A 23,207-nucleotide genomic window follows, 5' to 3' on the forward strand; every position below is an offset into this window, starting at 1 on the left:
GACCCGAAAACACCCTTGCAACCACTACAAGTGGAGTACTACAACTGGAGTGGTAAACGGGGCCCACCACGGAAAGAGTCCGACTTGCGAAAGCTCACCTACTTCATCGCCTGCTCCATCGACGGCTTCATCGGAGACCCGGGCGGGGACGCCGCCTTCATGTATGCGTTCGTCGACGAGGAGTTCCGCGCATTCCTGAAGGCGGAGTACCCGGAGACCATCGCGACCCCGGGCCGCCGGGCCCTCGGTGTCGACGACCTGGAGAACAAGAGGTTCGACACGATCGTCCAGGGCCGCAGCAGCTACGACGTGGCCCTGAAGGACGGCATCACCAGCCCGTACGCCCATCTGCGCGAGTACGTCGCCTCGCGCACCCTCGCGCAGTCGCCCGACCCGCACGTCGAGATCATCCGCGAGGACCTGGTCGCCAAGGTGCGCGAACTCAAGGCCGAGGACAGCGCCTTGGGGATCTACCTGTGCGGCGGTTCGAAGCTCGCCGGTGAACTGCTCGACGAGATCGACGAACTCGTCATCAAGACGTACCCGATCGTGCTCGGCGCGGGCATGCCGATGTTCGGCTCCGGCTTCGCCGTCACCGAGTTCACCCTGGACTCGGTGCGCGCCTTCGGCAACGGAGTGCTGGTGCGGACGTACAGCAGGAAGCGCTGACGGCCTGCCCGCCCTACTCTGAAGGCATGGACAGCCAAGAACACGTCTGTCCCGCTTGCGGACAGCCCGTGGAGACGGTCGTCAAGCGTCACAAGACGCTGGGCGCATGGGTCCCGGTGTGGGTGGCCGGTCCCTGTCGTAACCGGGAGTGCGAGGCGTACGTGGAGGAAGGCGCCGAACACGTCGAGGAACCGCACCGGAAGAGGTCCGGGAGGACGGCCGCCCAGGCGGGCGCGGCGGCGGCCGCCGAAGAGGCCGGGGAGACAGCTGGACCCGCGGCCGCCAAAGAATCCTGACGTCCCTGTCGAAAATCCCGGCCCGGCTCCGACGTCCCCAGTGAGAGCCGCCCGCCGAGGGTGGCCCGAGCCGACGGACACCGAAGGAGTTCAGTCATGAAGTACCTGGTCATGGTGCAGGGCACGCAGGCGGACTACGAGGCGATGCAGGGCAAGGCGTCCGAGCATTCCGTGGCCTGGAAGCCGGAGGAGGTCCAGGCCATGTACGCCTACATGAGCGCCCTCAACGACGACCTCGCGGAGACCGGCGAGATGGTCGACGGGCAAGGGCTGGCCGAACCCGCCAGGATCCGGCACGTCACCCTGGGCGAGGACGGCAAGGCGGTGATCACCGACGGGCCGTACAGCGAGACCAAGGAACTGCTGGCCGGCTACTGGGTGCTCGACTGCGCCAGCCTGGAGCGGGTCACCGAGATCGCCGACCGCATCATCCGCTGCCCCCAGCCCGCCCGGGCCCCCGTGTACCCGGTGGAGATCCGGCCCATCATGGACGGCGCCGGGGACATCTGATCCGTACATGAGCGCCCCATCGCAGACCGAGGACCTGCTGCGCCGCCACGCGCCGCAGGTTCTCGGCGCGCTGGTGCGGCGGTACGGCCGCTTCGACACCGCCGAGGACGCCGTGCAGGAGGCGCTGCTCGCGGCGGCCGAGCAGTGGCCGCGGGCCGGTCTGCCGGACAATCCGCGCGGCTGGCTGATCAAGGTCGCCGCGCGCCGGCTGACCGACGCCCTGCGCGCGGAGGAGGCGCGCCGGGCCAGGGAGGACAAGGTCGCCGCGCTGACACCACGGGACGCCTTCACCGCACCCCCGCCGGGTACGGACCGCGCGCCCCGCGAGGACGACACCCTCGTTCTGCTGTTCCTGTGCTGCCACCCGAACCTGACGCCGCCCGCCCAGATCGCCCTGACCCTGCGGGCCGTCGGCGGCCTGACCACGGCGGAGATCGCCCGCGCGTACCTGGTCCCCGAGGCGACGATGGCCCAGCGCATCAGCAGGGCCAAGCAGAAGGTCCGCGGGGTGCGCTTCGGACGTCCCGACAACTGGGAGGACCGCCTGCCCGCGGTCCTTCAGATCCTGTACCTGATCTTCAACGAGGGCTATACGGCGACCTCGGGTGCGAACCTGCAACGACGGGACCTCGCGGGCGAGGCGATCCGGCTGACCCGGGCGGTGCACCGGCTCCTCCCCGACGACGGCGAGGTGGCCGGCCTGCTGGCCCTGATGCTGCTCACCGACGCCCGCCGCGACGCCCGCACCGGCGCGCACGGCGAACTGGTCCCCCTCGACGAACAGGACCGCGACCGCTGGGACAAGGACGCGATCGACGAGGGCGTCGCGCTGGTCACCCGGGCCCTCGCCCGGGGCAGCGCCGGACCGTACCAGTTGCGCGCCGCCATCGCCGCCGTCCACGACGAGGCGCCCTCCGCGCAGGCCACCGACTGGCAGGAGATCCTCGGCCTCTACGACGTGCTGCTGCGCCTCGTCCCCGGCCCCGTGGAGCGCCTCAACCGGGCGGTCGCCGTCGCCATGGTCCACGGCCCGCGGGCCGGACTGGCCGAACTGGGCGCGCTGGAGAGTGAGCTGGGTACCGGGCACCGTCTGGACGCGGTCCGCGGGCACCTTCTGGAGCGGGCGGGCGCCCACGACGAGGCGCGGGCCGCCTACGAGTCCGCGGCGGCCAAGACCCTGAGCCTGCCGGAGCAGCGCTATCTGCACGGGCGGGCGGCACGGCTGAGGTCGTAGCGTGGGCCCATGCCCGAGCAGAGCTTCATCCTTCACATCACCGAGCGCTCCCTGTGGGACGCAGCGCGCGAGCGCGGCACGTACGAGATCTCGACGCGTGGCCGCACCCTCCAGGAGGAGGGCTTCATCCACTGTTCGACCCGCGCCCAACTCCCCGCCGTCGCCGGTTTCTTGTACGGCTCCTACGACGGCCCCGACGAACTGGTGGTGCTGGTCGTGGACCCCGGGCGGCTGGACGTGCCGGTGAAGTACGAGGCGCCGCAGCCCGGTGGTGAGGAGTTCCCGCACGTGTACGGGCCGATCCCGGTGGGCGCGGTGGTGGAGGTGGAGTCGTGGCGGTGACCGGTCGCCGCCGGTCACGGGGGCCGGTGACGTCGTACCCCAGGCCCGCCCAGGGCGGCACCGGGCCGACTCGCGGCCTGTGATTCCTCAGGACGCGCCGGCGCCGGGCCGTCCGCCTGTCTCCGGGTCACGTCCCGTCAGGCAGTACACGCCGCCCGCCGGGTCCCGCAGCACCGTCCAGTGCGATCCCTGGGCGACGAAACTCGCGCCCAGTTCCTCGTGCCGGGCACGGGTCGCCTCGATGTCCGCGCAGGCGAAGTCCAGATGGGCGGAGGCGGGGCGCTCCTGGCCGAGCCGCTGGAGCAGGACACGGATCGGCAGCCCGGCCGGCGGCGCGAGCACATGGAACTCGGGGAGGGAGCCCGCCGCCGACCGCCAGCCGTCCAACAGGCCTGTCCAGAAGGCGACTTCGGTGTCGTACGCCGATGGCGGCACATCGAGGCAGACCTGGTCGAGCCGGCTGCCGCGCACCACGGGTGGGCGCACCGACTCCCCGTGCCACGGCACCGCGCAGAACAACTGCCCGGCGGGCGACCGCAGCACGGCCCACCCCTCGTGCTCGGCGGCGACGTCCGCCCCCAGCCGCAGCGCCGACCGCACGAACGCCGCCACGTCGTCCACGGCGAAGTCCACATGCGCGCCCCCGGCGCCCGAGCCGACGGCCTGGGCCTTGACGCAGGCGTCGGCCCCGTCACCCGGCAGCAGGGTCACGAACTCCCCCTGGTCACCCCGGAATTCGGACAGCCGGGTGTCCGTGACCGAGGTCCAGAAGGCGTGCGCGCGGCCGAACGACGCGCTGGGGCGGTCGACGAAGGCGTAGGTCCAGCGGATGCTCATGGGGCGATCGTAGATCGGAGGCCGGGTCGGCGGGCAGGCGTGAAGGCGGGAGCGGCCTTGCCGGAGTCACAGCGCCCGCGCGCCGGATCCTCGGACACGCTCTGCCGTCGGGTCCCCGGATCTGGACCCACACTTGTTTGCATGGGGGAATGGACCACATCACCTTCCTGGTGGTGGTCGTCATCGTGACGGCCCTCGCCTTCGACTTCACCAACGGATTCCACGACACGGCGAACGCGATGGCCACCTCCATCGCGACGGAGGCCCTGAGTCCCCGGACGGCCGTCCTGATCAGCGGCGTCCTGAACGTCGTCGGTGCCTTCCTGTCCACCGAGGTCGCCAGGACGATCTCCGGTGGCATCGTCCAGGACACGCTCGTCACCCCGGGCATGATCTTCGCCGGTCTGGTCGGGGCGATCCTGTGGAATCTGCTCACCTGGCTGGTCGGACTGCCGTCCAGCTCGTCGCACGCGCTGTTCGGCGGGCTGATCGGGGCCGTCTGGGCCGGTGCGGGGGCGCACGGCGTGCACTTCGGCAAAGTCGTCGAGAAGGTGCTGATCCCGGCGGTGGTCTCGCCGGTCGTGGCGGGCGTCGCGGCACTGCTGGCGACGTACCTGGCGTACAGGCTCACCTCCCGCGCCCGTGAACAGTCCGTCACCGACGGCTTCCGCCTGGGGCAGATCGCCTCGGCCTCGCTCGTCTCGCTCGCGCACGGCACCAACGACGCGCAGAAGACGATGGGTGTCATCACCCTGACCCTGATCTCCGCGGGCGCACTGGGCCCCGACGCGGGCCCGCCTTTCTGGGTGATCGCCGCGGCCGGCCTGGCCATCGGCCTGGGCACCTACCTCGGGGGCTGGCGGATCATCCGCACCATGGGCAAGGGCCTGACGGAGATCCGCTCCCCGCAGGGCTTCGCCGCCGAGACGGCCTCCACGACGGTGATCCTCACCTCGGCCCACCTGGGCTTCGCCCTGTCCACCACCCAGGTCGCCTCCGGCAGCATCCTGGGCGCGGGCCTCGGCCGTCGTCTGGGGGAGGTCCGCTGGGGCGTGGCCGGCCGCATGGTCGTGGCCTGGCTGGTCACCCTGCCCGCCGCGGCGCTGATCGGCGGTGTCTCGGCGAGCGTGGTCAAGCACGGCGGCGACCTCGGTACGGCCGTCGTCGCTCTGGGCGGCGCGGCCCTGGCCGCCGGCATCGTGCTCGTCTCCCGCCGCAACCCGGTGTCCGCGCACAACGTCAACGACGCCCATGAGGTCACCATCCGCGACGCGGAGCCGGCCAAGGTCGGCACGGCCGCGTGAACACACCGCGTGAGTGAAGGGAGTCCACCTCATGAAGCTCGACTGGACCGCACTCGGCCAGGTCACCGCGGTGAGCCTCGCCGTCACGGTGGCCGTGGTCGCCGTCTTCGCCTTCGGCGTGGTGGGCCTGGCCCGCTACGAGGAGGCGCGCGAGGAGGGCGGCGGCACCCGCGTGGCCGGTCTCGCACAGGCCGGGCTGTGCTTCCTGGCGTGCGCGGCGGTGGTGGCGTACGGGATCCATGTGCTCGTGCCGCAGTTCCACTGACGGTGGTCCCGGACGGTCCGCACCACAGGCCGGGGAAGGGGCGGTCCTCAGCCTCCCGAGGTCCGCTCGTACGCCGTGACCCGCCGCCCCCGGACCTGCTCGTCGGCCACCACCCTGAAGTGCTCCTTCAGCACGGCGGTCTTCACCTCGTCCCGCTTGTTCGACGGGGGCCGGGCGACCTCGGGCGCGTCGGTGACGAGCAGGATCCGCCGGTGCGCCAGCATCGCGGCCCGTATCCGGGCCGGATCCGCCTCCTTGCCCTTCAGCGTCCCGGACGCCACGGGACTCTCCGCCAGTGCCACGTCCCGCAGACCGGCGAAGTGTCCCGGGGAGACCAGGGCGGTGTCCCGCCGGGCCGCCGGTATGAAGACCACCGCGTCCCCCGTCTTCTTCAGCCGCCGCACGTCCGCCGCCACCGCCAGGACGTCGTCCACCCGGCTCGCAGGCGAGCGCTTGGCCAGCGACAGCGGCAACAGCGCGGCCACGGCCACGGTGACCACGACCGGGACGATCCACCGCGAGCCCCGCGGGAAACGCGGCCCGGCCACCCGTACCGCCGTGCCCAGCGCCGCGCCGATCAGCAGGGCCAGACCGAGCATGCTGAAAAGGACGTACCGGTCCAGGAAGAGCGGCCGCACGAGGGACAGACCGATGAGGCCCAGCTGAGGTACCGCCAGCAGGGGCAGCCCGACGGCGGCGATCGACAGCCGGCCGGCCCGGGGCCGGTCCAGCAGGGCACCGAGACCGCCGATCGCCAGCAGGATCGCCGGGCCGATCAGCATGTGCCAGGTCAGCGGCGGTATCCACGAGACCTGGGCGGCCTGACGCCGGCTGAACAGGATCAACGGCAGCACCGCCGCCACGGCACCGGTCGAGGCCGCCGCCCAGCACGTCCAGGTCCGGCGCCGGGCCCGGGTCCACAGCAGGGTCGCCAGATGTGCGGGCAGGATCAGCAGCGACAGCCAGTTCAACAGCCCGCACACCGCGACCGTGCCGCCGTACGCGACCCAGTACGCCGCCCGGCCACGCCCCTGCAGCACGGTCACCAGCAGCAGCGTCGAGACACCGGCACCCGCCGCTATCAGGGCGTACGGGCGGCCCTCCTGGAGGTAGGACTGCACGGCCGGCAGCAGCCCGAACGCCAGCCCGCCGGCCAGACCCGCCCAGTACCCGGCCAGGCGTCGGCCGATGGCCGCCACGCAGACCGCCGCCACCGCCATGGCCAGCACCGAGGGCAGGCGCAGGGTGGTGGTACCGGGGCCGAAGCACACGAAGAGCCCGCGCATCAGCAGGTAGTAGAGCCCGTGCACGGCGTCGACGTTCCCCAGCATGTGCCCTATGTCGGCGACGGGTCGCCGGGCCACCTGCCAGGTGGCGGCCTCGTCCCGCCACACACTGTGCTCCCGGGACAGGCCCCACAGACCGAGGGCGAGGGTCCACACCAGAGGGATCGGCCACAGGGGCAGGCGGCGGCTCAGGGGGTACTCCCGCGGGATCGGCACTCCATTCGGCGGGGGCCGGGCCGCCAGGTGGTGTGGTCCCCACTCGCCCGCTGCCGCAGACACACCGAAGAGCGCCTCGGCCGCGCGGGCCGAGACGGGATCCGTGTGGTGCTCACCTTCCCCCGTGCGCCCACCCGTCGTGCAGCTCAGCCGCGGGGGTGGACATGCCAGAACCTACGGCACAGGACAGACCGCGGCCAGCGTCCACCGCGTGAACACAATCACCGGCGTTCCAGGCAACCTTCAGCCCGTGGAGCCGTCGCGACCCGGGGGGCCTTCGCCCGTAGAGATGGAAGGGGAGGGGGTGACGTTCTTGAGCGGGTGTCTTGCGCGAGCGGCCTGGTCCTCGTCATCGACCCCGGCGGCGTGAGCAAGCGCCGTGCCCTTTCGACGGGCGGCACACGCTGCTTCCAACCGTCCAAAGACACCTGGGGCCCGCCGAAGACCACCAAGTCCTGTTCACGATGGAGGAGGGGGAGCCGCTCAACCGCCGGCGCTGGAAGACCGAGTGGAACCGCGCCCGCAAGGCGCTCCAAGCGCAGGAGAGCAAGGCGGCCGAACGCGAGGCCGCAAGCCCGTCGAGCTGCCGCACATGGTGAGTGACCCACGAGAAGAACGCACCCGGTCCGTCATGCCCGCCGTTCTCGGCGGACTGCGGACCGGGTGCGGACTGCAAGACCAGGCGATCAAGGAAACCGCGGGTCAGAGGGCATGATTCAAGATCAGGCCTTCTTGGTCTCCCAGAAGATCTTGTCGATCTGGGCGATGTAGTCCAGCGCCTTCTGACCGGTCGCCGGGTCGGTGGAGGCCTTGGCGGCCGACAGGGCCTTCAGGGCGTCGTTGACCAGCTGGTGCAGCTCCGGGTACTTCTCGAAGTGCGGGGGCTTGAAGTAGTCGCTCCAGAGGACCGAGACATGGTGCTTGGCCAGCTCGGCGCGCTGCTCCTTGATGACGGTGGCGCGCGCCTGGAAGTGCGGGTCGTCGTTGGCGGCCATCTTCTCCTGGACGGCCTTCACCGACTCCGCCTCGATGCGGGCCTGGGCCGGGTCGTACACACCGCAGGGCAGGTCGCAGTGCGCGCTGACCTTGACCTTGGGGGCAAACAGGCGGGAAAGCATGGAGCGTTCCTTCCTCGTGATCGTCTTCTCAGGTGGGACATTACTCCCTGCGAGACGGGTTTTCGCGAGTGCCCCCATGGGCTTAGGACAAAAGTCCAGGGTCAGACTGAGACTGGTGGAGGACCGTACCGGGGAGGTGCCGGGAATGCCGGAGCTGTCGCAGGAGACCGAGCACGGGCGGGCGGGGCGGCCCTTCGGGTGGGCCGAGGTGACCGGGCCGTCGATGGTGCCCACGCTGTACCACGGCGATCTGCTCGTGGTGGTGCACCGGGGCCGGATCAGGGCCGGTGACGTCGTCATCCTGCGGCATCCGTTCCAGCAGGACCTGCTCGTCGTCAAGCGGGCCGCGGAGCGGCGTGAGGGCGGCTGGTGGGTGCTCGGGGACAACGTGTACGCCGGCGGGGACAGCACCGACTACGGCGTCGTGCCCGACGAGCTGATCCTCGGCAAGGTGCGCCTGCGGTACCGGCCGCGCAAGCCCGGTCAGCGCTCGCTGTTCGCGCTGGCGCGCTGGGCGGTGTCGGCCGTGCGGCCCGTGTTCGCCGACCGGTCCGCCTCCAGGCGCTTGCGGGCGCGGTAGGCGGCCACGTTGGCGCGGGTCGCGCAGCGGTCCGAGCAGTAGCGGCGGGAGCGGTTGGTGGAGGTGTCCAGGTAGGCGTTGCGGCACGGGGCCGCCTCGCACAGGCCCAGACGGTCGACGCCGTACTCCGTCAGATGGAAGGCCAGACCCATCGCCGCGATGGCCGCGTACCCGGAGGTCGCGTTCGAGGGGTGGTCCGCGAGGTGCATGTGCCACAGGGGGCGGCCGTCGTCGTCCCGGAAGTCGTGGCCGGAGATCTGCGGGCTCACCGGGAACTCCAGCAGCAGGGCGTTCAGCAGGTCCACGGCGAGGGTCTCGTCGCCCTGGTCCGCCGCCTCGAAGACCGAGCGCAGCCTGGCCCGGACCGAGCGGAAGCGCGTGACGTCGGCGTCGGTGGCACGGCGGGCCGCCGACTGGTTGCCGCCGAAGAGGTCGCGGACGGCCTCGACCGAAGTCAGCGAGTCCTTGCCCCGGGCCGGGTCCTCGCTGTTGACGAGTCGTACGGCGTAGTCCGAGTAATAGGCCAGTTCCACTTGTAGTCCTTACGGAGGCGTTCTATCGTCGGGGTGCGGTCGGGGTAACAGCTGATCGTGCTTCCAGGGTATTACGTGACGCGCGCGATGGAGGGGCTCGATGACGGACACGTCCACCACCACGACCGGTACCGACTGGCACGCCTGGCAGGAGAGCTGGGACCGGCAGCAGGAGTGGTACATGCCCGACCGCGAGGAACGCTTCCGGATCATGCTCGACATGGTCGAGGCCCTCGTCGGCCCCGCGCCCCGGGTGCTTGATCTCGCGTGCGGCACGGGAAGTATCACGGCCCGGCTGCTCGCGCGGTTCCCGGAGGCCACCAGTACCGGCGTCGACCTCGACCCGGCGCTGCTCGCCATCGCCGAGGGCTCCTTCGCGGGCGACACACGGGTCTCGTTCGTCACGGCCGACCTCAAGGACCCGGACTGGCCGGCGAAGTTGCCCCACGACTCCTACGACGCCGTCCTGACCGCCACGGCACTGCACTGGCTGCACCGTGACCCCCTCGCGGACCTCTACGGCCGGATCGCGGACCTCGTACGCGACGGCGGTGTCTTCCTCAACGCGGACCACATGATCGACCAGTCCACGCCCCGGATCAACGCGGCCGAGCGCGCCCAGCGCCACGCCCGCATGGATCAGGCCAAGGCGGACGGAGCCCTCGACTGGTCCGAGTGGTGGCAGCTGGCCGCCAAGGACCCGGTCCTCGCCGAGCGGACGGCCCGCCGCTTCGAGATCTACGGCGAACACGCGGACGGCGACACGCCGTCCGCCGAGTGGCACGCGCGCGTGCTGCGCGAGAAGGGGTTCGCGGAGGCGCGGCCGGTGTGGTGCTCGCCTTCCGACACCTTGCTGCTCGCCCTGAGGTAGGCCGGCGCCGGGGACGACGAAGGGGCGGTACGGGAATCCCGTACCGCCCCTCGCGGGTCGTACCGTCAGAGCACCTTGGACAGGAAGGCCTGCGTCCGCTCGTGCTGCGGGTTGGTCAGGACCTCGCGCGGGTCGCCGGATTCGACGACCACGCCGCCGTCCATGAAGACCAGGCTGTCACCGACCTCGCGGGCGAAGCCCATCTCGTGGGTGACGACGACCATCGTCATGCCGGACTCGGCGAGGTCGCGCATGACGTCGAGGACGTCACCGACCAGCTCCGGGTCCAGGGCCGAGGTCGGCTCGTCGAAGAGCATCAGCTTCGGGTCCATCGCCAGCGCACGGGCGATGGCCACCCGCTGCTGCTGGCCACCGGACAGCTGCGAGGGGTAGTTGCCGGCCTTGTCGGCCAGGCCGACCCGGTCCAGCAGCTCCCGCGCCCGATCCCTGGCCTGGGCCTTGCTCACGCCCTTGACCTGGATCGGCGCCTCCATGACGTTCTCCATCGCCGTCATGTGAGGGAACAGGTTGAACCGCTGGAACACCATGCCGATGTCCCGGCGCTGGCGCGCGACCTCGCTGTCCTTGAGCTCGTACAGCTTGTCGCCCTTCTGGCGGTAGCCGACCAGCTCGCCGTCGACGTACAGCCGGCCGGCGTTGATCTTCTCCAGGTGGTTGATGCACCGCAGGAACGTCGACTTGCCGGAGCCGGAGGGGCCGATGAGGCAGAACACCTCGCCGGTCTGCACCTCCAGGTCGATGCCCTGGAGGACCTGTACGGGGCCGAAGGACTTGTGGACGCCCTCGGCCTTCACCATGGCCGTCATACCGAACTGCCCCTTTCGCGGCTGAAGGCCATCATGTTGACCTTGATCTTCTGCCACGGAGTCGGCGGCAGGTTCCGGGTCGAGCCGCGGGCGTAATGGCGCTCCAGGTAGTACTGGAAGACGCTGAACACACTGGTCATGACCAGGTACCAGATGCACGCCACGAACAGCATCTCCATCACGGCGTACGACGTGGAGCCGATCGTGGAGGTGGCGCGCAGCAGTTCGTTGTACGTCACCGCGTACACCAGCGACGAGGTCTTCAGCATGTTGATGAACTCGTTGCCCGTGGGCGGCACGATCACCCGCATCGCCTGCGGGATCACGATGCGGCGCAGCGTCTTCCCCTGGCTCATGCCGAGCGCGTGCGAAGCCTCGGTCTGGCCCTCGTCCACGGCCATCAGACCGGCGCGGCAGATCTCCGCCATGTACGCCGCCTCGTTCAGGCCCAGGCCCAGCAGGGCGGCCATGAACGGCGTCATGACGTCGACCATCTCGTCCTTGTAGATCGGACCGAGATTCAGCATCGGGAAGATCAGCGCCAGGTTGAACCACAGCAGCAGCTGGACGTAGACCGGCGTGCCGCGGAAGAACCAGATGTAGACCCAGGCCACCCAGCTCGTCACCGGGTTCTTGGACAGGCGCATCACGGCCAGGATCACGCCGAGCACCACGCCCATGACCATCGCGAGGACGCTGATCAGCAGGGTGCGGCCGGCGCCCGCGAGAACCGTGGAGTCGAAGATGTACTCGCCGACCGCGTTCCACTGGATCTTCTCGGCGGTGGCGAAGGCGTTGACGAGCAGCGCCACCAGGGCCAGCACGACGACACCGCTGACCCAGCGGCCGTAGTGCCGTACCGGAATGGCCTTGATCGCCTCGGGCGGAAGGCTCTCGCCCTTGGAGACGGCGGCCGACGGCTCCGCGTCGGCCGGCTCCTTGTCGAACTTGTCAGTCACTGTGACTGCCCTTCAGTCTTGCTCGGGACGGTCACTTGCCGCCGTTGATCGCGGCCTTGTCGATCGCGCCGGACTCGGCGCCCCACTTCTCGAGGATCTTCTTGTACGTGCCGTCCTCGATGATGGCGTTGACGGCCTCTTCGAGGGCCGCGGTGAGCTCCTTGTTGTCCTTGTTCACCGCGATGCCGAACGGACCGGCGTCGACCTGCTCGCCGACGACCTCGAAGTCGTTGCCGCCACCGGCCTTGCGGGCCAGGTCCACGGCCACCGGGTAGTCGTTGACGCCGGCCACCGCGCCGCCCGACTTCACACGGGTCTGGGCCTCGGTGTCGTTCTCGAACGACTCGATGTTGATCTTCTTCTTGCCGTCGTCCGTGCAGGTCTTCGACTGGGTCTGCAGCGCCTTCTCGTACGTCGTGCCGCGCTGCACGGCGGCCGTCTGACCGCAGAGGTCCTCGATCGAGTTGATGTTCTTCGGGTTGCCCTTCTGGACGTACACGGCGGTGCCGGCCACGAAGTAGTCGACGAAGTCGACGCCCGGGCCGAGCTTCTTGCCCTTGTCGTCCAGGCCCTCCTGGCGCTGCTTGTTGTCCGTGATGGAGGACATGGCGATGTCGTAGCGCCCGGAGTTCAGGGCGGTGATCAGGCCGTCGAAGGAGCCGGAGGTGAACTGGACCTCGACACCCAGCTTCTCGCCCAGCGCGGCGGCGATGTCGGGGTCGACGCCGACGATCTTGCCGCCCTCCTGGAACTCCATCGGGGCGTACTCGGCGTTCGTGCCGGCCTTGATGACGCCCGCGTCCTGGATCTTCTTCGGCAGCTTGTCGAAGAGGGGAGCCGTGCTGGACTTGCCCGTCTCCTTGGTGCCCTCGCTGCCGTTGCCGTTGGTCTGGTCGCCGCAGCCGGTGAGCAGCAGGGCGCCTGCGACCGCGATCGCACCTACCGCGGCTGCCCTTGAGCGCGCGGGGGACGTACGGCGGGTGGAGCTTGCGGTCATGGTGGGTTCCTCCGGCGGATGGGTGGAGTTGCCGATGGGGCGTACAGCTACCGAGGGGCTCGGCGCTGTCGTGGGTCGACGAGAGCACGCGCCTTCGAGGGTCGCGACCTCGTGTGATTACGGCATCTTGCCATTCGGACTGAGCCATTCAGGGCGCCCGCCATGTCAAAATCGGATAACGGGTGACCCCCGAAATGCCTCAGGTCGGTACATCACGACCGCACCTTCTACGGGAATCCGAGCTTCCGGCCGGAAGATCTTCGGCATATCACGCCACACAGGTCAGTCGTGCGCAACCTTTGCTGTTGTTCGGGTTCTTTACGGCTTCTGGTGTTGATTGTCCGCTTATTTAGCCACGAATCACAGCGGTGCCACCATCCGGTCGTGTCCGATTCGTGTCGTCGCCGCCGTTGTTTCCGTGCCCGTCATGTGATCTTGCACCAATTGGACTCGTCGTCGGCGCCGTCCGTCCGGTAAGAAGGTTCTTTACACCCCTCATCCGGGGCTCAGGGCGCGTGTGCGGCGCGCCCGTCGCGTATGGGCCGTACGTCGTACGTCGTACGTATCAACGAGCAGGGTCATACGCGTCCCCGCCCACTTCTCACCAGGAGTGGTCCCACCCTCAAACCATGAACACTAAGGGGTCATACAAAGTGGCAGCGGAGATCGTCAATCCTCGCAGCGGCAGCAATACCGATCAGGACGGCGGGGTCGAACCCCTCGATTCCTTCGATCCGGCTTTCGCATTGCACCGCGGCGGCAAGATGGCCGTGCAGGCCACCGTGCCGGTCCGTGACAAGGACGACCTGTCCCTGGCGTACACGCCCGGCGTCGCGAAGGTGTGCAGCGCGATCGCCGAGCAGCCGGAGCTCGTCAACGACTACACGTGGAAGTCGTCCGTGGTCGCCGTCGTGACCGACGGTACGGCCGTGCTGGGGCTCGGGGACATCGGCCCCGAGGCCTCCCTCCCGGTGATGGAGGGCAAGGCGATTCTGTTCAAGCAGTTCGGTGGCGTCGACGCGGTCCCGATCGCGCTGGACTGCACCGGCGTCGACGAGATCGTCGAGACCGTGGTGCGGCTCGCGCCGTCCTTCGGCGGTGTGAACCTGGAGGACATCTCGGCGCCGCGCTGCTTCGAGATCGAGAAGCAGCTCCAGGAGCGGCTGGACATCCCGGTCTTCCACGACGACCAGCACGGCACCGCCGTCGTGACGCTGGCCGCGCTGCGCAACGCCGCGCGGCTGACCGGGAAGGGGCTCGGTGATCTGCGGGCCGTCATCTCGGGTGCCGGGGCCGCCGGCGTCGCCATCGCCAAGATGCTCGTCGAGGCCGGGATCGGGGACGTCGCGGTGGCCGACCGCAAGGGCGTCGTGTCGGCCGACCGGGAGGACCTGACGTCGGTCAAGCGCGAGCTGGCCGGCTTCACGAACAAGGCGGGCATCACCGGATCGCTGGAGAAGGCGCTGGCGGGCGCCGACGTCTTCATCGGTGTCTCCGGCGGTACGGTGCCGGAGGAGGCGGTCGCCTCCATGGCCGAGGGCGCGTTCGTCTTCGCCATGGCCAACCCGAACCCCGAGGTGCACCCCGACGTCGCGCACAAGTACGCGGCCGTCGTGGCCACCGGCCGGTCGGACTTCCCGAACCAGATCAACAACGTGCTGGCGTTCCCCGGCATCTTCGCGGGTGCGCTCCAGGTGCGGGCGTCCCGGATCACCGAGGGCATGAAGATCGCCGCCGCGGAGGCGCTGGCGGGCGTCGTGGGTGACGATCTCGCCGCCGACTACGTGATCCCGTCGCCGTTCGACGAGCGGGTGGCCCCCGCGGTCACCGCCGCCGTGGCCGCCGCCGCTCGGGCGGAGGGCGTTGCCCGGCGCTGAAGCAGCGGTGCGGCTTGTGAGGGAGGGCCCCGTCCGGGTGGACGGGGCCCTTTCCTTGTCGGGGGTGACTCCAGGCGCGCGACGAAGGCCCACCGGGGGCGCGACGGAGGGCCGGCGGGGTGGCGACGGAGGCCCGGCGGGCCCCCTGGCAAGAGGGTGTGTCTCACAAGGCGCCGCGGTTCCGTCGGCCGTCGCGGGCCCCTATCGTCAAGGTCATGTTCGCTGTCTACGCCGCCCGAATCGACCGCGACCAGCCGCTCTCCGGACTGGAGTCGGGGGAGCGCCCGGCCCCTGAGGCCCGTCCCGGCTGGAGCACGGTCAACGTCAAGGCCGCCTCCCTCAACCACCACGATCTCTGGTCCCTGCGAGGCGTCGGCCTCCCGGAGGACCGGCTGCCGATGATCCTCGGCTGTGACGCCGCCGGTGTCGACGAGGACGGCAACGAGGTCGTCCTGCACTCCGTGATCGGTCAGAGCGGGCACGGGGTGGGGCCCAAGGAGCCCCGGTCCATCCTCACCGAGCGGTACCAGGGCACGTTCGCGGAGCAGGTCGCGGTGCCGACCTGGAACATCCTGCCCAAGCCCAAGGAGCTGTCCTTCGCGGAGGCCGCCTGTCTGCCGACCGCCTGGCTGACGGCCTACCGGATGCTGTTCACCAACGCCGGGGTGCGGCCCGGTGACTCCGTGCTCGTGCAGGGGGCCGGGGGTGGCGTCGCCACCGCCGCCATCGCGCTCGGGAAGGCCGCGGGCCTGCGTGTCTTCGCCACCAGCCGCGACGAGGCCAAGCGCAAGCGCGCCGTCGAGCTGGGCGCCGTGGAGGCCGTCGAGCCGGGGGCGCGGCTGCCGGAACGGGTCGACGCCGTGATCGAGACCGTCGGCGCGGCCACCTGGTCGCACTCGGTGAAGTCGCTCAAGCCGGGGGGCACGCTGGTCATCTCCGGTGCCACGAGTGGCGACCGGCCCTCGCACGCCGAGCTCACGCGGATCTTCTTCCTGGAACTGAAGGTCGTCGGCTCCACGATGGGGACGAAGGACGAGCTGGAGGATCTGCTCGCCTTCTGCGCCGCCACGGGTGTGCGGCCCGTGATCGACGATCTGCTCCCCCTGGACCGGGCTCGTGAGGGCTTCGAGCGGATGGAGACGGGAGAGCTGTTCGGGAAGATCGTGCTCACCAACTGACGGTTCCCCTCCTTCGGCATGTGCGGCGGGTCCGGGCTTGTGCCCCGGGCCCGCCGTTCGCTTGTCCGTCCGCGTCCGCCGTTCGCCTGTCCGTCTGCCGTCCGCTTGGCTGCCGCTGCCGCTGCCGGTGCCGGTGTCCGGCCCCGGATGTCTGGCGCCTTCTCTGCCTGCCTTCTGTCAATTAAGGTTGACGCACCCGGGCGTGTCAATGTAGGTTGACATCATGACCGAAGCAACAGATCTCGCCGAGCGCGCCGGTGATCGCGATCCACGCGTCGGGCTGCGGGCCGTCGCGGCGTTGCGCCGGCTGCTGGAGCAGCTGGAGGCCGTGCAGGTGCGCAGTGCGCGCAATCAAGGGTGGTCGTGGCAGGAGATCGCCGCGGAACTCGGTGTCAGCAGGCAGGCCGTGCACAAGAAGTACGGGAGGCGTTGATGTTCGAGCGGTTCACGAAGGATGCCCGTGCGGTGGTCACGGGTGCCGTCGAGCAGGCGGAGCGGGGCGGGGCGCGAACCGTGGGCGCCGAGCACCTGCTGCTCGCCCTGCTCGACCGCGAGGGCAGCCGGGCCTCGTACGCGCTCGCCGTGCTCGGGGGCGGGGAGTGGCTGGAGTCGGTGCGGCGGGCGCTGGGGGAGGCGCGGCGGCGGGCCGGACTGTCGCAGGCCGAAGCCGAGGCGCTGGCAGGGCTGGGGATCGATGTGACGGAGATCGTCGCCCGGGTGGAGGAGGTTCACGGGGTCGGTGCGATGTCCGGGGACCGGAAGGACAAGGGATGGTGGTCCGGGCACCGGTCTTTCAGCCGTGCCGCCAAGGAGGTCCTTGAAGGGGCGCTGCGTATCGCCGTCGCCCGCCGGGACCGGCAGATCGGGGACGAGCACATCCTGCTGTCCCTGACCGCGCGGCCCGGTGTCCCCGCCGAAGTGCTCGCCGATCACGGGATGACGTACGAGGCGCTCGTGCGGGTGCTGCACGGGGAGGGGGAGTCCAAGGCCGGCTGACGGTCGGGCGTCGTCACCGGGGGAGCGGCGCCGAGGCCGCCACGGTCTGCTTCGGCCTCCGGACGGTACGGCCGCGACGGCTGCCGTACCGCCCGGGGGGCGGGTCACGGTTTCGGGGTGCGCAGCAGGGCGCCGATGTGCGCCGCCGCCGTCGACAAGTGGCCCCGGGCGTCCCGGAGCTGGTCCGGCGTCACACCGTGGTCCCTCGCCGCGTCCCGGATGTCGTCGCGGAAGCGGTCGAGCAGGCGGTCCAGGTCGCGGGCCGGGTCGTCGGTCGGCGGCTCATGGGCCCAGGCGGGCTCGTAGCCGGCGGGGAAGTCCTCCGGTGTCTCGGAGTAGTCGGGGCGCTGGTGCGCGGACCTGGGTTCGCCCGGGCGGCCGAAGCCGAAGTCCCTGCCGAACTCCTTGCCCAGGTCCATCCCGAATTCACCGAACTCCTTGGCCAGTTCCGTCAGGCCCTCCCGGACACCCGTCGGCCAGTCACCGCGCGCGAAGTGGTCCTGTACGTGCTCCTGGACCCGGCGGGCGATGCGCTGCACCTCCTCCTGGGCCTGGGTCCGGGCGCGGTCCTGTGCCTCCTTGGCCTGGCGCCGGGCGCGCTGTGCCTCCTCGCGGGCACGGCGGCTCTCGTCCTTGGCGCGTCGGGCCTGCTCCTTCCACTCCTGTTTGGCCCGGCGCATCTCCTCCTTCGCGGCGCGCCACGCCTCCTTGTCGGTGTACTCCGTGAAGTCACCGAACGCCCGCTCCCCCTTGGCGTCGGAACCCTGGCGGGCCTCGGAGGCCGCGGCCCGCATCTCACGCCGCAGGTCACCCGCCGCGCCGCGCACATCGGCCTGTATCTCGGCGGCGAGTTCGGCGACCGATTCCCTGATCTCCAGCTCCAGATCGGCCAACTCGCCACTTCGGTCCGCCAGTTCGGCCCGGCCGGAGTCCGTGATGGCGTAGACCTTGCGGCCGCCCTCGGTGGTGTGGGTGACCAGCCCCTCGGCCTCCAGCTTGGCCAGACGGGGGTAGACGGTGCCCGCCGACGGTGCGTACAGCCCCTGGAAGCGCTCTTCGAGGAGGCGGATCACCTCGTAACCGTGGCGCGGGGCCTCGTCCAGCAGCTTCAGCAGGTAGAGGCGGAGGCGGCCGTGAGCGAAGACGGGGGGCATGTCAGAGCACCTTCTTGTCGGTCGTGCCGTCGGCCGGGGCGTCGGTGGGACCGCCGCTCCGGCCGGAGACGGAATTGTCCCCCGAGTCGTCCTGTGCGCTGTCCACCGGGTCGGTCGTCACGCCCGTGGGCGGCGCACTCGGCGGCTCGGGCTCGTCCCAGGCCTCCGCTTCCCATGGCTCGTCCTCCTCGGGCGGGCGGCGCAGCAGTGCGATCGAGCCCGAGACCGTCGTCGCCCGCAGCCTGCCGGTGCCGGCGCCCAGGCGGCCGGTGACCTTGTGGGCCCCCCACTGTCCGTGGACCCGCAGGTCCTCGAACGCGTTGGAGATCGTGCCGCTCGCGGTGTTGGCCTCCACGTCCGCGTCCGCCGGGGCGGGCAGGCGGATGGCGATCTCGCCGGAGACGCTGGTCAGCCGGACGTCGGTCGGGCCTTCCGGATCGAGGTCGACGATCATGGAGCCGCTCACGGAATCGGCCTTCACGGCGGACCCGGAGCCCTCGACGACCGTGAGATCACCGGAGACGGAGTTGAAGCGGAGGTCGCCGGTGACGGCCTGGGCCTCCAGGTTCCCGGAGACCGTGTCGGCGCGGACCGGGCCGGACAGCCGGACGAGTGTCGTGTCGCCCGTGACGCCCTTGACGACGGAGGGGCCGCGGATCCCGGAGACCACCGCGCCGGCGCCGACCACACCGACCTCGACGCGGGTGGTGGGAGGCACCGCCAGGGAGACCACCGCGCTGCGGCGCCAGCCCTTGCGGTCGAGCCACTTGAGGAAGCCCTTCCAGGGCAGGTCCTCGTACGCCACCGTCAGTGTGCCGCCCTCCTGGGTCACCACCAGGGGCGGGCCCTCGATGTCGGAGATCTCAAGGCGGGCGGAACCCTCGTCCGTCCCCACCACGTTCACCTTTCCGTTGACGATGCGTACGTGGAGCTCGCTCACCGGCTCGTCGAAGGTGAGCTTCCTGGGCTCTGCCACGGACCACTCGGACATGGTGCTGACCTCCTGGACGACCGGTCGCGGCCGCGCGGGCCGGATCTGGGGACGCGACGCGCCATATCGCGTCTCAGGGAAAACACGATATATCGCGGCCCGGGAAAGTCAAGGCACTCGTTCTGGTGATCACAAATCACGCCAGGTGGACAAACCGGCCTAGCGTGGTGCCATGTCGACGCAAGAGCCCCGGACCGCTCGCCGGGCCCGCCCCGCGCCGGGGGCCCTGCTGCTCTGCCGCGCGGAGCCCGAGTCCGTCGCCGCCGCGGCCCATCTGCTGCGCGAGCACATGCTGCTCGCGTCGGCCGGCGGGGAGTGGAGTGTGCTCGTCCCGGAGGGCAGGCCCTGGCTGGAGGGCGACGAGCCGGTCGACCGCGTCCTCACCGGCTGGGCCACCGCGCTCGCCGTCGGCGCGCCCTGGCCCGTCCTCGCCCTGTGGTGGGACGCGGACCGCGCCGGATTCACCCTCGCCTCGGGCTTCCGCCGCCCCGTCGGCTACGTCTGGCTCGCCGACGGCACCCCGGCCGGGGAGGACGAGGCCATGCGCACCTTCGCCGGCCGGCTGGGCCTCGATCCGGTCCTGGACATGCAGTCCCTCGACGGGCTGACCCGCCCCGACCCCCAGGTCGACGCGCGGGCCCGTATACGCGGCCTCATCGCCGTCCTCACACGCGCGGGCATGTCCCTGCCCGCGGGGCTCGCCCCCGGCGAAAGCGCCGACAACCTCCATGAGGCCGCCCGCGGCGGGCCGCACGTACGGATCGAGTCGTCGGGCTGGCGCGATGCGCTCCGCGCGGAACTCGACGCCGTCGAGGGCGGCCGCCTCGGCCCCTGGCTCCCCTGGGCGGGCGGCCCCCGAGCCCACACCCTCGCCCTGACCCAGATCACGGCCGGCCTGCCCCTCACGGCGTGGGGCCTGCGGCGTCGCAGCGGGGGCTGGGTGGCGGCGGGCGCGGTGCTGCTGGCGCACGGGGTGCTGGGGCTGGCGTACGAGGCGGTGCGGCCGCTGGACTGAGGGGCGGGTGGGTTCCCGCGCGGGTGGACGCGGCCGGCGCTCTCGGCGGCGCTCTCGGCGCCCAGCGGGCGGTGTCGCCCCCACGGGCGGTGCGGGCGACGGTCGCGCAGGCGGGCGTACGACCCGTGCGGGTCCGGCCCCATGAGAACTGCGGAACGGGAGCATCTCCCCGGGACGCGTACCCCCGCAGGCCAAGCCCCCGGGGTCAAGCGTCGAGGCGCTCCGGCCCCCGCCGGACCCGCGTGCGGCCAGGCCACGTGCTGCCAGGCCCACGCGACACCAGCCCTCGTACGCCAAGGCCCCCGACACCGGCGCTCCCTACACGGAGCGCCCCCACAAGAGCGCACGAGGTGGCCGCCGACCGGTCCACCCCGCGTCGACGGCCGGCGGGAGCCGTCGGGCTCCTAGATGTCGTCGTCCTCGTCGTCCAGCCGGGCCAGCCAGGTCGCCAGGCGCTCCACCGGTACCTCGAAGTCCGGGTTCAGATCGACGAAGGTGCGCAGCTGCTCGGCGAGCCACTCGAAGGTGACCTCCTCCTCGCCGCGCCGCTTCTCCAGTTCTTCGATGCCTCGGTCGGTGAAGTACACGGATGCTCTCCTGGGGCTGGGCCTGCGGCCACGGGTCCTACACCTCCAGGTTATGCGGCCCCGAACCCCGGCCGTACCGCTGGTTTCCGCACGCCGCGCGCGCGTGCGCGGCACAATGTCCGCAGGCGCGGCGAAAGCGCCGACCGGTCAGGGACACAGGGGAGTTGTCCCGGAGTGCGGGGGAGCCATGGAGCGGAGGATCCAGGAGATCGAGCTGCCCGGAGGGCAGACGGTGCTCGCCCGGGTCGCAGTCCTCAAGGCCGACGAGATCCCCGGGGGCGAGGACGAGTTCGCCTACGACGACGTCGGCGCCCTCGACCAGCTCGCCGCCCGGGTCGACCAGCTGAACGAACTCGTCACGGGCGTCGGCAACGCCGTCCTCACCGCCGGCCGGGCCGCCGCGCCGGACGAGATCAGCGCGACCTTCGGAGTCGAACTCGCGGCCAAGCCCGGCAAGGCCGTGGCCCTCCTCGCGGACGGCGAGGCGAAGGCGGCGATCTCCGTGACACTGACCTGGCACCTGAACGGACGTGCCCTACAAGAGGCCGTGGACCGTGCGGCGAGCGGAGAAGGCGCGGCCGGCGGGGCCTGACCGTGTCCGAACTGGAAGACCTGACGCGCTCGGCCACCGTCCGCCTGGGGCCGGCGGACGACCCCGACGTGCTGTGGGGCAGCGGCTTCTTCGTCGCGCCCGGCTGGGTGGTCAGCTGCGCCCACGTCCTGCGCCTCGGCGACGGCGAAGGCGACGGCGCGGACGGCGAGCGCACGGGCCCGCTGCGGATCTCCGGCGAGCACGGCGCGGCCCGCGCCCGTCCCGCCTACTGGCTGGGCTCGCGCGTGGACCCCGACCAGGACCTCGTCCTGCTCCGGCTGCTCGACGACATGCCGCACGCCTGCGTACGGCTCAGCGACCGCTACGACCGGCCGCACGAGATCACCGCGTTCGGCTGGCGCGTCCGCTCCGGCGGCCCCGAGACGTGGAGCGGCCGCTGCCAGGTCAGCGGCACCGACGGCGACTACGGCGTCACCCTGGGCCCACAGACCGAGATACCGCACGGCGCCTCCGGCGGCCCCGTCCTGGACCGGCTGCACGGGGTCGTCGCCGGAGTCGTCAAGGCCCGCCGCAGGGGCCGCGACGGCGGCCTCGCCGTCGCCGCCACCGCCCTGCGCGGCTTCCGGGAGGCCATCGCCCTGGACGGCGAGGACACACTGGGCCCCGACCCGTACCACGCCCTCATCCGCGCCCACGACCAGTGGCACGATCACCGCCTCCGGGACCGCACGACCCGCCGCACCTGCTGGGTCGCCGCACAGGAGCGGATGGCCGCGCCGCACGCGCGCGTGTGGAGCCCGTCCGACGGCGCGGCGGCCTGCGCGCTGCTGGCCGACCTGCCGTTGCCGGACGGAGTGGACACCCTGCACCGGCTCATCAAGGTCGTTCTCGACGTCGAGCCCCACTGGCGGGGGGCGCCACCGCCGCGCGACTGGCGTGACGGCCACGGCTGGCTGTACGACCGCAGCGAGCGTGCCGACCTCGCCTTCCTGCACTATCTGACCCTGGTCGCCCAGTGGTGCGCCCAGGACTGCCCGGCCCCCGTCGCCGCCCTGGAGGACTGGCTGCGCGAGCGCGTGGAGGCCCTGCCGGACGGCGAGCGGGGTCTGCTCAAGGACAAGCTGTCGGGCGGCCGGCCGCAGGGGACCGCGACGGCACCGGCGCCTCGGGCCCACAGTGACGACGGGCAGCAGCCGGTGGTGACCGTCGTGCTGGAGCCCGATGCCTTCCGCCCCGCCGACCGGTTCCACTGGCAGGTCTGGATCTGGCCCGGCGGCCCCGGGACGGCCAGGTCCTGGGCTGAGTCGGACGGCATGGAGGGCGTACCGCTGACGGCGCTGGAGGACGAGCTGAGGGTGCCCCTGGCCAAGGCGTTCGAGCTGCTCGACGCCCACCGACGCCGCGCCCGGCTCGAAATCGCCCTGCCCGTCGAGCACTTCGACATGGACGTCGACTTCTGGCGACCCAGGACCGCCGTGCGCAGCTACCGTCTGCACCCCGCCGAGCGCCCCCTCGGCGTGCACCGGCAAGTCGTGCTCCGCTGCCTGGGCCCCACCCGCGACAGCGCCGCCGAAGCATGGTCGCGGCGCTGGCAGGCCCTGGCCGAAGGGGGCCTGGAGGCCCTGCCGCTGAGCCTGCCCTCATCCGTGCGCGGCACACTGGAGGCGGCCCCCGGCCCTGCCGTGCCCGTACTGTGCCGTACCGCCGCCGAGAGCCGCGAGGCGCTGGAGGAGGCGATCGGCACCGGCTACGGCCTCGCCCTGTGGGCCCGCGGCGTCCAGCACACCTACGGATGCGGACAGCACTGCGACGAACTGCACGGGCACGCCGCCAAGCTGCTGCGCCGCACCGGTCACGCCGTGGCGCTCCCCGAGGCCCTGCGTCGGCTGCGCGAACGCATGGGCGAATACGACGAGGAAGCCGAGTGGGCCGAACCCCTCGCCCTGCTCTACGACGATCCGCATCGCCCCCTCCCGCGTTGCGACGAGCCCCTGAACTCGCCCTGATCCGCC

At 71.3% G+C, this 23,207-nt stretch carries 27 protein-coding genes; 17 read left to right on the forward strand and 10 right to left on the reverse strand.

Annotated elements, in window-relative coordinates:
• Positions 1-84 precede the first annotated feature (84 nt).
• The 5 genes from ACWCPI_RS21715 (at position 85) to ACWCPI_RS21735 (ending at position 3,051) form a co-directional block, all read left to right on the forward strand.
• Positions 85-669, forward strand: coding sequence for a dihydrofolate reductase family protein (locus ACWCPI_RS21715; RefSeq protein WP_451039646.1), 585 nt, complete (start codon positions 85-87; stop codon positions 667-669).
• Positions 670-695: 26 nt separating this feature from the next.
• Positions 696-965 (forward strand): hypothetical protein, encoded by a 270-nt coding sequence (locus ACWCPI_RS21720; RefSeq protein ID WP_451039647.1) that lies wholly within the window; start codon positions 696-698, stop codon positions 963-965.
• A gap of 96 nt (positions 966-1,061) precedes the next feature.
• The gene (locus tag ACWCPI_RS21725) at positions 1,062-1,475 is read left to right on the forward strand and encodes a YciI family protein (RefSeq protein ID WP_451039648.1); all 414 of its coding nucleotides are present in this window, start codon (positions 1,062-1,064) and stop codon (positions 1,473-1,475) included.
• A gap of 7 nt (positions 1,476-1,482) precedes the next feature.
• A complete protein-coding gene (locus ACWCPI_RS21730) occupies positions 1,483-2,709 on the forward strand; it encodes an RNA polymerase sigma factor (protein ID WP_451039649.1) in 1,227 nt (408 codons plus the stop codon).
• Between the two features lie 9 nt (positions 2,710-2,718).
• Positions 2,719-3,051 carry a DUF952 domain-containing protein gene (locus ACWCPI_RS21735; protein WP_451039650.1) on the forward strand — a complete coding sequence of 111 codons (333 nt, stop codon included), beginning with the start codon at positions 2,719-2,721 and terminating at the stop codon, positions 3,049-3,051.
• Between the two features lie 87 nt (positions 3,052-3,138).
• Here the strand turns inward: ACWCPI_RS21735 and ACWCPI_RS21740 are convergent, their stop codons facing one another.
• The gene (locus tag ACWCPI_RS21740; protein ID WP_451039651.1) at positions 3,139-3,888 is read right to left on the reverse strand and encodes a VOC family protein; all 750 of its coding nucleotides are present in this window, start codon (positions 3,886-3,888) and stop codon (positions 3,139-3,141) included.
• 149 nt (positions 3,889-4,037) lie between these two features.
• Between ACWCPI_RS21740 and ACWCPI_RS21745 the strand changes: the two genes are divergently transcribed.
• Positions 4,038-5,192, forward strand: a complete 1,155-nt coding sequence (locus ACWCPI_RS21745; protein ID WP_451039652.1) for an anion permease — start codon at positions 4,038-4,040, stop codon at positions 5,190-5,192.
• Between the two features lie 31 nt (positions 5,193-5,223).
• On the forward strand, positions 5,224-5,457 hold the full coding sequence (locus tag ACWCPI_RS21750) for a hypothetical protein (protein WP_451039653.1): 234 nt from the start codon (positions 5,224-5,226) through the stop codon (positions 5,455-5,457).
• Between the two features lie 47 nt (positions 5,458-5,504).
• Here the strand turns inward: ACWCPI_RS21750 and ACWCPI_RS21755 are convergent, their stop codons facing one another.
• Positions 5,505-6,959, reverse strand: coding sequence for a glycosyltransferase family 39 protein (locus tag ACWCPI_RS21755; protein WP_451039796.1), 1,455 nt, complete (start codon positions 6,957-6,959; stop codon positions 5,505-5,507).
• 464 nt (positions 6,960-7,423) lie between these two features.
• Here ACWCPI_RS21755 and ACWCPI_RS21760 point away from each other — a divergent pair, with 464 nt between their 5' ends.
• Positions 7,424-7,558 carry a hypothetical protein gene (locus ACWCPI_RS21760; RefSeq protein ID WP_451039654.1) on the forward strand — a complete coding sequence of 45 codons (135 nt, stop codon included), beginning with the start codon at positions 7,424-7,426 and terminating at the stop codon, positions 7,556-7,558.
• Between the two features lie 123 nt (positions 7,559-7,681).
• Here the strand turns inward: ACWCPI_RS21760 and sodN are convergent, their stop codons facing one another.
• A complete protein-coding gene (sodN, locus tag ACWCPI_RS21765; RefSeq protein ID WP_020123534.1) occupies positions 7,682-8,077 on the reverse strand; it encodes a superoxide dismutase, Ni in 396 nt (131 codons plus the stop codon).
• 145 nt (positions 8,078-8,222) lie between these two features.
• Here sodN and sodX point away from each other — a divergent pair, with 145 nt between their 5' ends.
• Complete coding sequence (gene sodX, locus ACWCPI_RS21770; protein ID WP_451039797.1) at positions 8,223-8,657, forward strand: nickel-type superoxide dismutase maturation protease; 435 nt, start codon at positions 8,223-8,225, stop codon at positions 8,655-8,657.
• Here the strand turns inward: sodX and ACWCPI_RS21775 are convergent.
• A complete protein-coding gene (locus tag ACWCPI_RS21775) occupies positions 8,561-9,190 on the reverse strand; it encodes a CGNR zinc finger domain-containing protein (RefSeq protein WP_388801789.1) in 630 nt (209 codons plus the stop codon). The genes sodX and ACWCPI_RS21775 overlap by 97 nt on opposite strands.
• A gap of 100 nt (positions 9,191-9,290) precedes the next feature.
• Here ACWCPI_RS21775 and ACWCPI_RS21780 point away from each other — a divergent pair, with 100 nt between their 5' ends.
• A complete protein-coding gene (locus ACWCPI_RS21780; protein ID WP_451039655.1) occupies positions 9,291-10,061 on the forward strand; it encodes a class I SAM-dependent methyltransferase in 771 nt (256 codons plus the stop codon).
• 65 nt (positions 10,062-10,126) lie between these two features.
• Here the strand turns inward: ACWCPI_RS21780 and ACWCPI_RS21785 are convergent, their stop codons facing one another.
• From ACWCPI_RS21785 to ACWCPI_RS21795, 3 genes are read right to left on the reverse strand one after another with little or no spacing between them, the layout of a single operon-like run.
• On the reverse strand, positions 10,127-10,888 hold the full coding sequence (locus tag ACWCPI_RS21785; RefSeq protein ID WP_451039656.1) for an amino acid ABC transporter ATP-binding protein: 762 nt from the start codon (positions 10,886-10,888) through the stop codon (positions 10,127-10,129).
• Entirely contained in the window at positions 10,885-11,847 is a 963-nt protein-coding gene (locus ACWCPI_RS21790; RefSeq protein ID WP_451039657.1) for an amino acid ABC transporter permease, read from the reverse strand. Before ACWCPI_RS21790 ends, ACWCPI_RS21785 begins: the two co-directional genes overlap by 4 nt.
• Before the next feature lie 31 nt (positions 11,848-11,878).
• Complete coding sequence (locus ACWCPI_RS21795) at positions 11,879-12,844, reverse strand: ABC transporter substrate-binding protein (protein WP_451039658.1); 966 nt, start codon at positions 12,842-12,844, stop codon at positions 11,879-11,881.
• Between the two features lie 653 nt (positions 12,845-13,497).
• Here ACWCPI_RS21795 and ACWCPI_RS21800 point away from each other — a divergent pair.
• From ACWCPI_RS21800 to ACWCPI_RS21815, 4 genes are all read left to right on the forward strand, one after another.
• A complete protein-coding gene (locus tag ACWCPI_RS21800) occupies positions 13,498-14,721 on the forward strand; it encodes an NAD(P)-dependent malic enzyme (RefSeq protein ID WP_388801775.1) in 1,224 nt (407 codons plus the stop codon).
• Positions 14,722-14,936: 215 nt separating this feature from the next.
• Complete coding sequence (locus ACWCPI_RS21805; RefSeq protein WP_451039659.1) at positions 14,937-15,899, forward strand: zinc-binding dehydrogenase; 963 nt, start codon at positions 14,937-14,939, stop codon at positions 15,897-15,899.
• Between the two features lie 223 nt (positions 15,900-16,122).
• Entirely contained in the window at positions 16,123-16,332 is a 210-nt protein-coding gene (locus tag ACWCPI_RS21810) for a helix-turn-helix domain-containing protein (RefSeq protein ID WP_003997975.1), read from the forward strand.
• The gene (locus ACWCPI_RS21815) at positions 16,332-16,895 is read left to right on the forward strand and encodes a Clp protease N-terminal domain-containing protein (RefSeq protein ID WP_451039660.1); all 564 of its coding nucleotides are present in this window, start codon (positions 16,332-16,334) and stop codon (positions 16,893-16,895) included. Before ACWCPI_RS21810 ends, ACWCPI_RS21815 begins: the two co-directional genes overlap by 1 nt.
• A gap of 104 nt (positions 16,896-16,999) precedes the next feature.
• On the opposite strand, the gene ACWCPI_RS21820 is transcribed toward ACWCPI_RS21815, so the two are convergent.
• A complete protein-coding gene (locus ACWCPI_RS21820; protein WP_451039661.1) occupies positions 17,000-18,049 on the reverse strand; it encodes a helix-turn-helix transcriptional regulator in 1,050 nt (349 codons plus the stop codon).
• 1 nt (position 18,050) lies between these two features.
• Positions 18,051-19,040 carry a DUF4097 family beta strand repeat-containing protein gene (locus tag ACWCPI_RS21825; RefSeq protein ID WP_451039662.1) on the reverse strand — a complete coding sequence of 330 codons (990 nt, stop codon included), beginning with the start codon at positions 19,038-19,040 and terminating at the stop codon, positions 18,051-18,053.
• A gap of 172 nt (positions 19,041-19,212) precedes the next feature.
• Between ACWCPI_RS21825 and ACWCPI_RS21830 the strand changes: the two genes are divergently transcribed.
• Positions 19,213-20,055, forward strand: a complete 843-nt coding sequence (locus tag ACWCPI_RS21830) for a hypothetical protein (protein WP_451039663.1) — start codon at positions 19,213-19,215, stop codon at positions 20,053-20,055.
• A gap of 404 nt (positions 20,056-20,459) precedes the next feature.
• Here the strand turns inward: ACWCPI_RS21830 and ACWCPI_RS21835 are convergent, their stop codons facing one another.
• Complete coding sequence (locus tag ACWCPI_RS21835) at positions 20,460-20,642, reverse strand: DUF6104 family protein (protein WP_388801758.1); 183 nt, start codon at positions 20,640-20,642, stop codon at positions 20,460-20,462.
• Between the two features lie 187 nt (positions 20,643-20,829).
• On the opposite strand from ACWCPI_RS21835, the gene ACWCPI_RS21840 reads away from it, so the two are divergent.
• On the forward strand, positions 20,830-21,234 hold the full coding sequence (locus ACWCPI_RS21840) for a CU044_2847 family protein (protein WP_451039664.1): 405 nt from the start codon (positions 20,830-20,832) through the stop codon (positions 21,232-21,234).
• Between the two features lie 2 nt (positions 21,235-21,236).
• On the forward strand, positions 21,237-23,201 hold the full coding sequence (locus ACWCPI_RS21845) for a VMAP-C domain-containing protein (RefSeq protein WP_451039665.1): 1,965 nt from the start codon (positions 21,237-21,239) through the stop codon (positions 23,199-23,201).
• Positions 23,202-23,207: the final 6 nt, after the last annotated feature.

It is taken from the genome of Streptomyces sp. NPDC001920 (genome assembly GCF_053594495.1).

Bases quoted from the DNA above. Each gene is read 5' to 3' on its own strand.
- ACWCPI_RS21810 (WP_003997975.1), top strand. From the start codon at position 16,123: ATGACCGAAGCAACAGATCTCGCCGAGCGCGCCGGTGATCGCGATCCA.
- ACWCPI_RS21750 (WP_451039653.1), top strand. From the start codon at position 5,224: ATGAAGCTCGACTGGACCGCACTCGGCCAGGTCACCGCGGTGAGCCTC.
- ACWCPI_RS21795 (WP_451039658.1), bottom strand. From the start codon at position 12,844: ATGACCGCAAGCTCCACCCGCCGTACGTCCCCCGCGCGCTCAAGGGCA.
- ACWCPI_RS21785 (WP_451039656.1), bottom strand. From the start codon at position 10,888: ATGACGGCCATGGTGAAGGCCGAGGGCGTCCACAAGTCCTTCGGCCCC.
- ACWCPI_RS21840 (WP_451039664.1), top strand. From the start codon at position 20,830: ATGGAGCGGAGGATCCAGGAGATCGAGCTGCCCGGAGGGCAGACGGTG.
- sodN (WP_020123534.1), bottom strand. From the start codon at position 8,077: ATGCTTTCCCGCCTGTTTGCCCCCAAGGTCAAGGTCAGCGCGCACTGC.
- ACWCPI_RS21830 (WP_451039663.1), top strand. From the start codon at position 19,213: ATGTCGACGCAAGAGCCCCGGACCGCTCGCCGGGCCCGCCCCGCGCCG.
- ACWCPI_RS21780 (WP_451039655.1), top strand. From the start codon at position 9,291: ATGACGGACACGTCCACCACCACGACCGGTACCGACTGGCACGCCTGG.
- ACWCPI_RS21740 (WP_451039651.1), bottom strand. From the start codon at position 3,888: ATGAGCATCCGCTGGACCTACGCCTTCGTCGACCGCCCCAGCGCGTCG.
- ACWCPI_RS21735 (WP_451039650.1), top strand. From the start codon at position 2,719: ATGCCCGAGCAGAGCTTCATCCTTCACATCACCGAGCGCTCCCTGTGG.
- ACWCPI_RS21805 (WP_451039659.1), top strand. From the start codon at position 14,937: ATGTTCGCTGTCTACGCCGCCCGAATCGACCGCGACCAGCCGCTCTCC.
- ACWCPI_RS21820 (WP_451039661.1), bottom strand. From the start codon at position 18,049: ATGCCCCCCGTCTTCGCTCACGGCCGCCTCCGCCTCTACCTGCTGAAG.
- ACWCPI_RS21825 (WP_451039662.1), bottom strand. From the start codon at position 19,040: ATGTCCGAGTGGTCCGTGGCAGAGCCCAGGAAGCTCACCTTCGACGAG.
- sodX (WP_451039797.1), top strand. From the start codon at position 8,223: ATGCCGGAGCTGTCGCAGGAGACCGAGCACGGGCGGGCGGGGCGGCCC.
- ACWCPI_RS21745 (WP_451039652.1), top strand. From the start codon at position 4,038: ATGGACCACATCACCTTCCTGGTGGTGGTCGTCATCGTGACGGCCCTC.
- ACWCPI_RS21815 (WP_451039660.1), top strand. From the start codon at position 16,332: ATGTTCGAGCGGTTCACGAAGGATGCCCGTGCGGTGGTCACGGGTGCC.
- ACWCPI_RS21725 (WP_451039648.1), top strand. From the start codon at position 1,062: ATGAAGTACCTGGTCATGGTGCAGGGCACGCAGGCGGACTACGAGGCG.
- ACWCPI_RS21730 (WP_451039649.1), top strand. From the start codon at position 1,483: ATGAGCGCCCCATCGCAGACCGAGGACCTGCTGCGCCGCCACGCGCCG.
- ACWCPI_RS21760 (WP_451039654.1), top strand. From the start codon at position 7,424: ATGGAGGAGGGGGAGCCGCTCAACCGCCGGCGCTGGAAGACCGAGTGG.
- ACWCPI_RS21720 (WP_451039647.1), top strand. From the start codon at position 696: ATGGACAGCCAAGAACACGTCTGTCCCGCTTGCGGACAGCCCGTGGAG.